Genomic DNA, 12,387 nt, shown 5'->3' with positions numbered 1-12,387 from the left:
TTGATAACAGTAATAAGGGCTCACTTATAAGCCAAGTCCAAAAAGGTCCGGTAAACATAATACCGGGCCTTTTTTGTTCTTCAATGAAATTAAGGTAAAACATTTAGCGTTGGTGATCATTTGGTGCTAACCATCGGTGGGGGGAGCTTGTGTAGAAGGCGATTTCAGTTGTTGACTGGTCATATTGGCCTTATTAGGGTCCAGGGTGAGGATGGTATGACAGAACATACAACGATCCGTTTTGCCAAGCATTTTGGTTAACTTCCCGCATTCCGGACAGTCGACTTGTACTGCACTGGTGGAGAGCATACCCGCCCAGAAATAAATGGCTAGACTGGCCATCATGGCAATCAGTCCAATGACGAGTCCTACAGCTGCAAATACTTTGCCTGCATGTCCCCAGAAAACAATCCCGGCTGTTCCCAGTATCATTAGGCCCATACCTAGCATGGTCAGTAGTAATCCCCAAGTGCGAAAAGCATTAATTTTTGCTGATTTAAAAATCATGAAAAATGCTCCTATCGTATGAGTAGTATTGGACCTGGAAAAGAAGGAAACTTCAGTCTGGATGTAGAATTACATTATAACTGACTTGGCGCTTATCTGCCATGAAATGTATGGAGGGAATCGTGGAATTAAAGAACCTTGCTTTTTTGTCCGAACAGTCGGAAGAGACAGGGGCAGTTGGGGCTATCGCTTATTCCCACCCGGTAGAGCGATTCCACGGCTCCCTAATTCAAGATTTCGAATTATTAGTACTTGTTGTTCATAATGATGATCAATTGAAGTCGGCGGTGGGACATTACAGATATGGTGATCTTCGTTATCAGATGATCTATGCGAGCCATCATGAATTAAAGAGTAGTGTAGTTACCGGGAATCATAATAATCTCACCCAGTGTCTGATTGAAGGTGAGATTATCTGGGAAGCGGACAGCACCTTAAGTGATTTGCGAGAAGAACTGTCTGCCTTTGGGGCAGAATTGCGTGAGCAGAAGCTGCTTCATGAATTCACCAGTTTCTTGAGAATGTATGTGGAGGCCAAACGTCATATTCAGGAAGGTCATGTTGTAGACGCCTACTACAATGTATTAGAGGCTCTGGGGAACTGGGCAAGAATTGTATTGATTGAACAGGGGATATACCCGGATCATGCCGTCTGGACACATGTGCAGAATCTGGATCGCGCTTTATGGAAACTATATCAAGAGCTTACCGTGAGCTCGGAGACGCTGGAGCAGCGAGTAGAGCTTGTCCTGCTTGCCTGTGAGTTTTCGGTAATGTCCAAAATGAGTGAATGCTCAGAACTGCTGCTGCGTGTGTTAAGAAGTCGCAAGGAGCCGTGGAGCATGAATGAGCTTGTTCATCACCCGCAGTTAAGATTTGTTCGAGAAGATCTGCCTTTGGTGATACGTAAGCTGGTCTTTCGTTCTATAGTAAAAGAATCGGCAGGATGGCCATCAATCGGAGGAGAGGGCCGGGAGATTCGGTATTGGATTGAGGCATAACCTTCTCCAGAAGCCTGACATTATATTGATCACATAAGGGAGGGGAAACCTTCCTTTTTTGTTTGTTTAATAATTTATAAAAAGATGTTGACTCTCATTCACGATATATGATACATTATATTTCGTTCCTCAAACGAGATTATCGCCAACAAATGATAATTTCTTCAGAGGAAAAGTGAAGAACTAAAGCTTCAAAAAAGAAATTTAAAAAAGTTCTTGACGAAAACAAACGAAATGTGTTACATTATTTAAGTCGCCGCCGAAACTTGGTTGAGACGAAAAAGAAGTAAAACAAATCGTGTTTGATCTTTGAAAACTGAACAACGAGTGAGTAAACATTCTGCTTGCAGAATGAACGCAAAAGTTTGAAACAAGCCTTGGCTTGGATCGACTGGAGCACAAATGAGATTTTTAATCTCGCCAGATTCAAAATGAGCTTATCGCTCTTTTCAATACTTTATTGGAGAGTTTGATCCTGGCTCAGGACGAACGCTGGCGGCATGCCTAATACATGCAAGTCGAGCGGACTTGAAGAGAAGCTTGCTTCTCTGATAGTTAGCGGCGGACGGGTGAGTAACACGTAGGCAACCTGCCCTCAAGTTTGGGACAACTACCGGAAACGGTAGCTAATACCGAATAGTTGTTTTCTTCGCCTGAAGAGAACTGGAAAGACGGAGCAATCTGTCACTTGGGGATGGGCCTGCGGCGCATTAGCTAGTTGGTGGGGTAATGGCTCACCAAGGCGACGATGCGTAGCCGACCTGAGAGGGTGATCGGCCACACTGGGACTGAGACACGGCCCAGACTCCTACGGGAGGCAGCAGTAGGGAATCTTCCGCAATGGGCGAAAGCCTGACGGAGCAATGCCGCGTGAGTGATGAAGGTTTTCGGATCGTAAAGCTCTGTTGCCAGGGAAGAACGCTTGGGAGAGTAACTGCTCTCAAGGTGACGGTACCTGAGAAGAAAGCCCCGGCTAACTACGTGCCAGCAGCCGCGGTAATACGTAGGGGGCAAGCGTTGTCCGGAATTATTGGGCGTAAAGCGCGCGCAGGCGGTCATTTAAGTCTGGTGTTTAATCCCGGGGCTCAACCCCGGATCGCACTGGAAACTGGGTGACTTGAGTGCAGAAGAGGAGAGTGGAATTCCACGTGTAGCGGTGAAATGCGTAGATATGTGGAGGAACACCAGTGGCGAAGGCGACTCTCTGGGCTGTAACTGACGCTGAGGCGCGAAAGCGTGGGGAGCAAACAGGATTAGATACCCTGGTAGTCCACGCCGTAAACGATGAGTGCTAGGTGTTAGGGGTTTCGATACCCTTGGTGCCGAAGTTAACACATTAAGCACTCCGCCTGGGGAGTACGGTCGCAAGACTGAAACTCAAAGGAATTGACGGGGACCCGCACAAGCAGTGGAGTATGTGGTTTAATTCGAAGCAACGCGAAGAACCTTACCAGGTCTTGACATCCCTCTGATCGATGCAGAGATGTATCTTTCCTTCGGGACAGAGGAGACAGGTGGTGCATGGTTGTCGTCAGCTCGTGTCGTGAGATGTTGGGTTAAGTCCCGCAACGAGCGCAACCCTTATATTTAGTTGCCAGCACTTCGGGTGGGCACTCTAGATAGACTGCCGGTGACAAACCGGAGGAAGGTGGGGATGACGTCAAATCATCATGCCCCTTATGACCTGGGCTACACACGTACTACAATGGCCGGTACAACGGGCTGCGAAATCGCGAGATGGAGCCAATCCCAACAAAGCCGGTCTCAGTTCGGATTGCAGGCTGCAACTCGCCTGCATGAAGTCGGAATTGCTAGTAATCGCGGATCAGCATGCCGCGGTGAATACGTTCCCGGGTCTTGTACACACCGCCCGTCACACCACGAGAGTTTATAACACCCGAAGTCGGTGGGGTAACCGCAAGGAGCCAGCCGCCGAAGGTGGGATAGATGATTGGGGTGAAGTCGTAACAAGGTAGCCGTATCGGAAGGTGCGGCTGGATCACCTCCTTTCTATGGAGAATCGTTTCCTGCAACGGAAACATTCAAATATGCAGCTTAGCTGCAAACACTCACTCGTTGCTCAGTTTTGAGAGCTCAAACTCTCAAACAGCTTGCTTTTGCATGGAGCTTGTTCTTTGAAAACTAGATATCGAAACGAAACAAACGCGAATTAGAACATTCCTTTTTAGCTGAACTTGTGTTAAGCAAGTTTCAATAAAAACGGTAGATTGCTGGAGCGAGTGATCGAAATGGAGCGACTTTTGGATTTGGACGTAGTCCAAACCAAGCGGAGCGACAGCTCGAACACGAGCGCAATGGTTAAGCTACTAAGAGCACACGGAGGATGCCTAGGCGCTAGGAGCCGATGAAGGACGTGGCGAACAACGAAACTGCCTCGGGGAGCTGTAAGCAAGCTTTGATCCGGGGGTGTCCGAATGGGGAAACCCAGCTGGGGTAATTTCCAGTTACTCACAACTGAATACATAGGTTGTGTAGAGGCATACCAGGGGAACTGAAACATCTAAGTACCCTGAGGAAGAGAAAACAATAGTGATTCCGTCAGTAGCGGCGAGCGAACGCGGAGAAGCCCAAACCAGAGAGCTTGCTCTTTGGGGTTGTGGGACGTCTCACATGGAGTTACAAAGGAACCGGTTAAGCGAAGAGGTCTGGAAAGGCCCGCCAAAGAAGGTAAAAGCCCTGTAGTTGAAAGTCTGTTCCCTCCGAGACGGATCCCGAGTAGTGCGGGGCACGTGAAACCCCGTATGAATCCGGCAGGACCATCTGCCAAGGCTAAATACTTCCTAGCGACCGATAGTGAAGCAGTACCGTGAGGGAAAGGTGAAAAGCACCCCGGAAGGGGAGTGAAATAGAACCTGAAACCGTGTGCTTACAAAAAGTCAGAGCCCGTTTTAGGGGTGATGGCGTGCCTTTTGTAGAATGAACCGGCGAGTTACGTTCCCGTGCAAGGTTAAGGTGAAGAGCCGGAGCCGCAGCGAAAGCGAGTCTGAATAGGGCGACATAGTACGTGGACGTAGACCCGAAACCGGGTGATCTACCCCTGTCCAGGGTGAAGGTGCGGTAACACGCACTGGAGGCCCGAACCCACGCATGTTGAAAAATGCGGGGATGAGGTGGGGGTAGCGGAGAAATTCCAATCGAACTCGGAGATAGCTGGTTCTCCCCGAAATAGCTTTAGGGCTAGCCTCGGAAAACAGAGTCGTGGAGGTAGAGCACTGATTGGGTGCGGGGCCCGCAAGGGTTACCAAGCTCAGTCAAACTCCGAATGCCATAGACTTACTTCCGGGAGTCAGACAGTGAGTGCTAAGATCCATTGTCAAAAGGGAAACAGCCCAGACCATCAGCTAAGGTCCCCAAGTGTGTGTTAAGTGGGAAAGGATGTGGAGTTGCACAGACAACCAGGATGTTGGCTTAGAAGCAGCCACCATTGAAAGAGTGCGTAATAGCTCACTGGTCGAGTGACTCTGCGCCGAAAATGTAACGGGGCTAAACACACCACCGAAGCTATGGCTTGATGCTTTGCATCAGGGGTAGGGGAGCGTTGTATAAGGGTTGAAGGTGTACCGTAAGGAGCGCTGGACATTATACAAGTGAGAATGCCGGTATGAGTAACGAAAAGATCAGTGAGAATCTGATCCGCCGAAAGCCTAAGGGTTCCTGAGGAAGGCTCGTCCGCTCAGGGTAAGTCGGGACCTAAGGCGAGGCCGAAAGGCGTAGTCGAAGGACAACAGGTCGAAATTCCTGTACCACCGTAAGCCGTTATGAGCAATGGGGGGACGCAGTAGGGTAGTGACGCGGACTGATGGATGTCCGTCTAAGCAGTAAGGCTGATGTGTAGGCAAATCCGCACATTGTAAGGCTGAGCTGTGATGGGGAGCGAAAATTATAGTAGCGAAGGTCATGATCTCACACTGCCAAGAAAAGCCTCTAGCCAGGTGATGGTGCCCGTACCGCAAACCGACACAGGTAGGCGAGAAGAGTATTCTAAGGCGCGCGGAAGAACTCTCGTTAAGGAACTCGGCAAAATGACCCCGTAACTTCGGGAGAAGGGGTGCCCCGGTAGTGTGAATAGCACGAGGGGGCCGCAGTGAAAAGGCCCAAGCGACTGTTTAGCAAAAACACAGGTCTGTGCGAAGCCGTAAGGCGAAGTATACGGGCTGACGCCTGCCCGGTGCTGGAAGGTTAAGGGGAGTGGTTAGGGAGTAATCCCGAAGCTGTGAACCGAAGCCCCAGTAAACGGCGGCCGTAACTATAACGGTCCTAAGGTAGCGAAATTCCTTGTCAGGTAAATTCTGACCCGCACGAATGGCGTAACGACTTGGGCGCTGTCTCAACGAGAGATCCGGTGAAATTTTAATACCTGTGAAGATGCAGGTTACCCGCGACAAGACGGAAAGACCCCATGGAGCTTTACTGCAGCTTGATATTGAATTTGGGTACGATCTGTACAGGATAGGTGGGAGCCTTTGAAGTGTGAGCGCCAGCTTGCATGGAGGCAACGTTGGGATACCACCCTGATCGTATCTAGGTTCTAACCTGGTACCGTAATCCGGTGCGGGGACAGTGTCAGGTGGGCAGTTTGACTGGGGCGGTCGCCTCCTAAAGAGTAACGGAGGCGCCCAAAGGTTCCCTCAGAATGGTTGGAAATCATTCGAAGAGTGCAAAGGCATAAGGGAGCTTGACTGCGAGACCTACAAGTCGAGCAGGGACGAAAGTCGGGCTTAGTGATCCGGTGGTACCGCATGGAAGGGCCATCGCTCAACGGATAAAAGCTACCCTGGGGATAACAGGCTTATCTCCCCCAAGAGTCCACATCGACGGGGAGGTTTGGCACCTCGATGTCGGCTCATCGCATCCTGGGGCTGAAGTAGGTCCCAAGGGTTGGGCTGTTCGCCCATTAAAGCGGTACGCGAGCTGGGTTCAGAACGTCGTGAGACAGTTCGGTCCCTATCTGTCGTGGGCGTAGGAAATTTGAGAGGAGCTGTCCTTAGTACGAGAGGACCGGGATGGACGTACCGCTGGTGTACCAGTTGTTCCGCCAGGAGCACCGCTGGGTAGCTATGTACGGACGGGATAAACGCTGAAAGCATCTAAGCGTGAAGCCCCCCTCAAGATGAGATTTCCCAGTATGTAAGACCCCTTGAAGACGACGAGGTAGATAGGCTGGGGGTGGAAGTGCAGCAATGCATGGAGCTGACCAGTACTAATCGGTCGAGGGCTTATCCAATAGCAAGTTGTAATTCGCATGTTTCGTTTCGAATCTAGTTTTCAGAGAACGATCTCTGAAGCATATTCCCTGATAGCTCAGTTGGTAGAGCACTCGACTGTTAATCGAGTTGTCACAGGTTCGAGCCCTGTTCGGGGAGCCATATGGAGAGGTGTCCGAGCTGGCCGAAGGAGCACGATTGGAAATCGTGTAGGCGTCACAAGCGTCTCGAGGGTTCGAATCCCTCTCTCTCCGCCATAATATTAAGGCCCGTTGGTCAAGGGGTTAAGACACCTCCCTTTCACGGAGGTAACAGGGGTTCGAATCCCCTACGGGTCATAATAACTTCAAAAAAAGAAGTTGATTTTTACAACAAGATTATGGTATGATCATAAATGTGTTGTTCGGAGGCTTAGCTCAGCTGGGAGAGCATCTGCCTTACAAGCAGAGGGTCGGGGGTTCGATCCCCTCAGCCTCCACCATATAAACTTTATAATGACGCGGGGTGGAGCAGCCCGGTAGCTCGTCGGGCTCATAACCCGAAGGCCGCAGGTTCAAATCCTGCCCCCGCAATTATACTTTCCTTTGAGAAAGTGATCTGGAACCGTGGTGTAGTTGGCCTAACATGCCTGCCTGTCACGCAGGAGATCGCGGGTTCGAATCCCGTCGGTTCCGCCATTTAATCTTTACATGAGGCAAACTGTTCACTACATCTGCTGTATGGCACTGATGCCCTATATAAAGTGTAAGGAATTAAGATTAGACTTTATTATGGCTCGGTAGCTCAGTCGGTAGAGCAGAGGACTGAAAATCCTCGTGTCGGCGGTTCGATTCCGTCCCGAGCCACCATTTTTAAAAACAATTTAATAAGCCGGTGTAGCTCAACTGGTAGAGCAACTGACTTGTAATCAGTAGGTTGGGGGTTCAAGTCCTCTCGCCGGCACCATGTAATCCTGGAGGATTAGCGAAGTGGCCAAACGCATCAGACTGTAAATCTGCTCCCGTACGGGTTCGGTGGTTCGAATCCATCATCCTCCACCAGTTTTTAGGGGCATAGTTTAAAGGTAGAACAACGGTCTCCAAAACCGTTGGTGTGGGTTCAATTCCTGCTGCCCCTGCCAATTAACTTTTTAGAAATTAACCTTTTATGGCGGTCGTGGCGAAGTGGTTAACGCACCGGTTTGTGGATCCGGCATTCGGGGGTTCAATTCCCCTCGATCGCCCCTTTGTTTTTTTATTTTTTATTGGGGATTAGCCAAGCGGTAAGGCAACGGACTTTGACTCCGTCATGCATAGGTTCAAATCCTATATCCCCAGCCATTATGCGGACGTGGCTCAGCGGTAGAGCATCGCCTTGCCAAGGCGAGGGTCGCGGGTTCGATTCCCGTCGTCCGCTCCAAAATATGGCGCCATAGCCAAGTGGTAAGGCACAGCTCTGCAAAAGCTTTATCCCCAGTTCGAATCTGGGTGGCGCCTCCAGCATATGCCGGCGTGGCGGAATGGCAGACGCGCTCGACTCAAAATCGAGTGGGAAACCGTGGAGGTTCGAGTCCTCTCGCCGGTATATTGAATAGCCCTACATGTTGCTTATGCAATGTGTAGGGCTATTTTTATTTTATATGAAACGATTTATGTGCAGTAAGAAAATCTAGAGTAAGAGAAGATGGACGTTAATAAAGATTGACGTATGATTATATTGAGTATATTGTAGATAAGTAAAGTCTTTAATATGGAGGAGTGAAGTAGAGTGACTAATGGAAAAAATGTATCGGATACCGATCTGTTATTTGATCTTTCTGTATGGGAAGAGGCTTGGAAGAATCGTCCGAGAAGTTCAAAATATAAGAAGAAAAGCGCCCCCTTTAATATAGAAGGAGCTTTTGAGCGATGGGCCAGGGATTATCATGCACAGTCGTTCACTGAAGAAGGAAAGCAGCGTTCTGAACGCATTATGGGCTGGATTGAAAACCAGGGTGTGGAATTCTCAGGATTATCCATTTTGGACATTGGAGCGGCCTCAGGCATATTTACCATTCCTTTTGCGGAAAAGGGGGCAAGTGTGACGGCAGTTGAGCCTTCTGAGTTGCTTGTCTCCCTTATGAAAGAGACGATACCTCCAGCTCTGGAATCCAAAATCGAAATCGTAAACGAACGATATGAAGAAATCTCCATTAAGGATAAAGGCTGGGAGAAGAAATATGACTTTGCATTTGCATCCATGTGTTCGGCGATGTCGGATTGGGAAACGATTGAGCAGGCGATCAACTGTGCCCGGAAGTATGTGTATATAAGTACTATGGCGGGACAGAAGGAACACACACTAATGGATGAACTTAAAGATGTACTGGGTGTAACTTCTTCATACAAGGCCGGTGATATGGGGTATATCCAGCAGTTGCTGTATTTGAAGGGTTATTCTTATACGATGATCATTACGAGAGAAGTTAACTCATTTGAAGTACCGGTGGAAGAGATTATCGAGAAGCTGCCAGAATGGCTTAATACGTATGAGTTACCATCGGATGAAGATTCCCTCAGATTGGCTGAGGTTTACATTAGCGATAAGTACAAGGATAGTACGGTGACCTTCTCACGTGGAGGAAGATTTGGTAAAATTCTAATTCAACTTGAACAGCCAAATATGAAAACAGTTCGCACTAAGGATAAGCGATAAATCGTATAGGCTTGTTACGTATACAGGAGTAGGAATCGGGACGGGCAACTTAGTCTTACGTCTGAGATAACGCTAGCAAGCAATGCACCGCCACCACAAGAAGATGCACGTGTGAAACATATGAAGTTAAGATTGCAGAAGTGAAGTTGTAAGTGGAGGGAGCAGGTTATGTGCTCCCTCTTTTTTTGAAGTGAATAATTAATTGACTATACTAAAAAAAATCCTCGGTTACTTGAAGATGTTAAGCTGCTTCATGAGACTGCACATGGGCTAAAGCCAACCTTAATTCAAACATCGAGACAACGAAAAACATAACACATACCTAGTTTTCAGAGAATGATCTCTGAAGCATATTCATTCCCTGATATTTCAGTGGTAGAGCACTTCACGGTTAATCGAGTTGTCACAGGTCCTAGCCCTAGCCTTGTTCGGGGGGCCATATGGAGAGGTATCCGAGCTGGCCGAAGGAGTACGACTTACTATCGTGCTCCTTTTCTAATTTCTGTTCGACACTTCTACTTTTTGCTTACGCTCCCGATACTGGCCGGGGGTGATTCCTTCCCATTTACGGAATGAACGGATAAAGTTTTGCGGATTATTGTACCGAAGTCGTGCTGCGATATCTTTAACGGTTAGATCACTTTCATCCAGCCATTTTTTAGCGATGTTAAATCGGTACTTGGTCAGATATTCACTAAATGCACAGCCTGTCTCTTTGCGGAAGACACTACTTAAGTAGTTGGCATTGTAGTGAAGCTTCAAGGCACATTCCTCAAGCGTCAGATCCTTATCATAATCTTGATGAATCATAGCAATCATTTTCTCAGATATATGCTGATACTGGGCGTACTGTCTCGCTTTAAAAACCTGGATGACGGGCAAGATGACTTGATATTTAAACCAATCCTCAACTTCAGCAGCGTACTGCAAACTATGAAGTTCATGAAACATCGAGCCACGACCTTGGGAGATCTGTCCGAGTCGTATGCCAGATTCCTGAGTCATTTGCAAAATATGTGTGAGTAGCCTCGTAAGAGCCACCTCATACTCCTCGGGTGTAACCTCCATACCAAAGATTACTTCAAGCAGTTGTTTCAGAAGAGCAGAGGCCTGGACTTCATCCGCACTTTGAATAGCTTGGATCAACGAATATTCCAATGATTCCGGGTAGGTCATGGACCAAGTGGGAGTGTAATGATCTATGTTCTCATATTGAAAAATAATTCCTGTTCCCAGCTTCATCCGATGCCTCAATGCTTCTATGGCTTCTGTGTAAGCTTGAGGGATGTGATGTAGAGAGTTGTGCGGCTGGCTGAATCCTATACTGACTTGAAGAGCTAGAATCTCATCAATCTGTTGTTGTAACTGGTCTGTTAATACATATAGCTGTTGTGAAAAAATAAACTGGTCCTGTTCAACGGTCCCAATCACCGTGGCTACCGTATGTTCCAGCACAATGGGAAGCAATTGTTGGTTATGCACAACCGTTTCCTCCAATATATTTTGAATAGCGAACAATAAGAGGTCACGATCACTAGCTCTATATTTTGTATGATTAACAAGATCGGCCTGTAGTGTAATAACAGCAATTTGTTGCCATTCCCGAACCTGATGTGTGTAGCCATATTCATGCAGGGTGTCATGAAGAGTATGAACAGGGATCTTATCCTGGAACAGATTCATCATAAAATGATTGCGAATCTGCAACAGATGCATATTAATTGTGTTCTCTAATTGGGAGTGAGAGGCAGATAATTGTGAGACCCCTGCTCTGATCTGTTCGAACTCATCAGAAAATGGTGGTGATTGCTGAGCCACTGTGTTTCCTTCTTTGGACAGATGGTTGTCACCAAGTTGGGTTAAAAGTTTACGAATCGGGACATGCATTCGCTTGGAGCCGAGCCAGGCGAGTAATAATGAAAGTAAAAGTAAGCAGATACTGATATACAAGGTGTGTAATCCGATATTGATATATTCTTGTGTCAGAATATTGGTAGGTGAGATTAGAACATAAGTCCATCCTTTTAAGGTAGAAGGGCTATACGTCAGGGAGTAATGTGTATCGTCGATCTTAACTTCCCGTTTTTCAAAGCCTGTTGAAAATGTGATGGGTGATAGTTTGGTTATGTTGGCTTCCGTATCCCGATCCTGTAATCCAATGGCAGACAACGGTTGTCCAATGTATACAGGATTGGGATGGACCAAGATACGTTGTTCCCGATTCAAAATGATCAGTCCTGAGGCAGCATTGCTTAAGGAGGCTTCTCCTAGTGTATTTTGCAAAGAACATGCAGGAATTCCCGCAATCAGGGCAGCATCGGAAGACGTATTCAGATTCGGAATAGATCTCGCTAGGGCAATATGATAGATACAGCCTGTACCGGGTGAACGCTCATCATTGCTGAACACCGATGAAGGGGAGAGTTGCCATCCAGAGGTTAGCGTATCCGAAATCAATTCCTTCATGGGAAGAGCCAGTGGAAAATCCGTATTACGATATAATCCGGCATGATCAATAAGCCAATTCTGAGATTGATTCACCAGGGTAATATCCAGCAAAGGTTCCCATGACCTCATATTCTGAAATTCGCTCTGCAACTTGTCGGCAAGTAAAGGTCCGTTCCCTTCTAGTGAAGAAGAAGCAGACAGGGAACGAAGGGTTACTGGAGAGCGAACGGCCTGATCAAGCATATAACTGACTGTAGCGAGTTTGTGCTCTACGTTGGATTGCATTTGTTCCAGCAACTGTCTATTGGCCTGTGTACGATGCAGCTCAGTTTGGTTTGATGAATAGATAAATGCGGCAATTCCCGTTAACAAAATGGGCAGGGTGCTTAACAGGATTCCGAAGATGATCATTTTATGGAGATAGCTGATTGGTCGCACAGTTTCAGTTCCACCCCTGACATTAGAAATAGTAACACTTTCTATTTTAGTAAACGCTTACATATAGAACAATCTAAATTTTGTTTATTTGGATA

Annotated in this window: 4 protein-coding genes, 15 tRNA genes and 2 rRNA genes; 19 read left to right on the top strand and 2 right to left on the bottom strand. The window is 47.5% G+C overall.

Features of this window, described 5'->3' with window-relative positions; translation table 11 throughout:
• Positions 1-126: 126 nt before the first annotated feature.
• Positions 127-507: a DUF2614 family zinc ribbon-containing protein gene (locus MKY66_RS25280; RefSeq protein WP_036607050.1), complete on the bottom strand. Its 381-nt coding sequence runs from the start codon at positions 505-507 to the stop codon at positions 127-129.
• A 122-nt stretch (positions 508-629) separates the two neighbouring features.
• On the opposite strand from MKY66_RS25280, the gene MKY66_RS25275 reads away from it, so the two are divergent.
• The 19 genes from MKY66_RS25275 to MKY66_RS25185 all read left to right on the top strand — a co-directional run bounded on the left by MKY66_RS25275 (position 630) and on the right by MKY66_RS25185 (position 9,406).
• Positions 630-1,508 (top strand): nucleotidyltransferase-like protein, encoded by an 879-nt coding sequence (locus MKY66_RS25275; RefSeq protein ID WP_076212600.1) that lies wholly within the window; start codon positions 630-632, stop codon positions 1,506-1,508.
• A 457-nt stretch (positions 1,509-1,965) separates the two neighbouring features.
• Positions 1,966-3,518 (top strand): 16S ribosomal RNA (locus MKY66_RS25270).
• A 307-nt stretch (positions 3,519-3,825) separates the two neighbouring features.
• A 23S ribosomal RNA gene (locus MKY66_RS25265) occupies positions 3,826-6,753 on the top strand.
• The 16S and 23S rRNA genes sit together here with 15 tRNA genes alongside, the layout of an rRNA operon.
• Positions 6,754-6,819: 66 nt before the next feature.
• Positions 6,820-6,895 (top strand) — tRNA-Asn (locus MKY66_RS25260).
• Positions 6,896-6,898: 3 nt separating this feature from the next.
• A tRNA-Ser gene (locus MKY66_RS25255) sits at positions 6,899-6,990 on the top strand.
• 9 nt (positions 6,991-6,999) lie between these two features.
• Positions 7,000-7,071 (top strand) — tRNA-Glu (locus MKY66_RS25250).
• A 67-nt stretch (positions 7,072-7,138) separates the two neighbouring features.
• Positions 7,139-7,214 (top strand) — tRNA-Val (locus MKY66_RS25245).
• A 17-nt stretch (positions 7,215-7,231) separates the two neighbouring features.
• Positions 7,232-7,305, top strand: a tRNA-Met gene (locus tag MKY66_RS25240).
• Between the two features lie 27 nt (positions 7,306-7,332).
• Positions 7,333-7,410, top strand: a tRNA-Asp gene (locus MKY66_RS25235).
• A 95-nt stretch (positions 7,411-7,505) separates the two neighbouring features.
• Positions 7,506-7,581 (top strand) — tRNA-Phe (locus tag MKY66_RS25230).
• A 21-nt stretch (positions 7,582-7,602) separates the two neighbouring features.
• A tRNA-Thr gene (locus MKY66_RS25225) sits at positions 7,603-7,678 on the top strand.
• Between the two features lie 9 nt (positions 7,679-7,687).
• A tRNA-Tyr gene (locus MKY66_RS25220) sits at positions 7,688-7,773 on the top strand.
• A gap of 6 nt (positions 7,774-7,779) precedes the next feature.
• Positions 7,780-7,853 (top strand) — tRNA-Trp (locus tag MKY66_RS25215).
• A 29-nt stretch (positions 7,854-7,882) separates the two neighbouring features.
• Positions 7,883-7,955 (top strand) — tRNA-His (locus tag MKY66_RS25210).
• A 22-nt stretch (positions 7,956-7,977) separates the two neighbouring features.
• Positions 7,978-8,052: transfer RNA gene (locus MKY66_RS25205), tRNA-Gln, on the top strand.
• Between the two features lie 4 nt (positions 8,053-8,056).
• Positions 8,057-8,131, top strand: a tRNA-Gly gene (locus MKY66_RS25200).
• 6 nt (positions 8,132-8,137) lie between these two features.
• A tRNA-Cys gene (locus MKY66_RS25195) sits at positions 8,138-8,211 on the top strand.
• Positions 8,212-8,217: 6 nt separating this feature from the next.
• Positions 8,218-8,296: transfer RNA gene (locus MKY66_RS25190), tRNA-Leu, on the top strand.
• Between the two features lie 183 nt (positions 8,297-8,479).
• On the top strand, positions 8,480-9,406 hold the full coding sequence (locus MKY66_RS25185) for a methyltransferase domain-containing protein (protein ID WP_083657041.1): 927 nt from the start codon (positions 8,480-8,482) through the stop codon (positions 9,404-9,406).
• 495 nt (positions 9,407-9,901) lie between these two features.
• On the opposite strand, the gene MKY66_RS25180 is transcribed toward MKY66_RS25185, so the two are convergent.
• Complete coding sequence (locus tag MKY66_RS25180) at positions 9,902-12,292, bottom strand: helix-turn-helix domain-containing protein (RefSeq protein WP_076210919.1); 2,391 nt, start codon at positions 12,290-12,292, stop codon at positions 9,902-9,904.
• Between the last annotated feature and the right edge of the window lie 95 nt (positions 12,293-12,387).

The organism is Paenibacillus sp. FSL R5-0766 (assembly GCF_037971845.1).
Classification (GTDB): Bacteria; Bacillota; Bacilli; order Paenibacillales; family Paenibacillaceae; genus Paenibacillus.
Note: the sequence above shows the minus strand (reverse complement) of the source record. Positions and strands in the feature narration are given on the sequence as shown.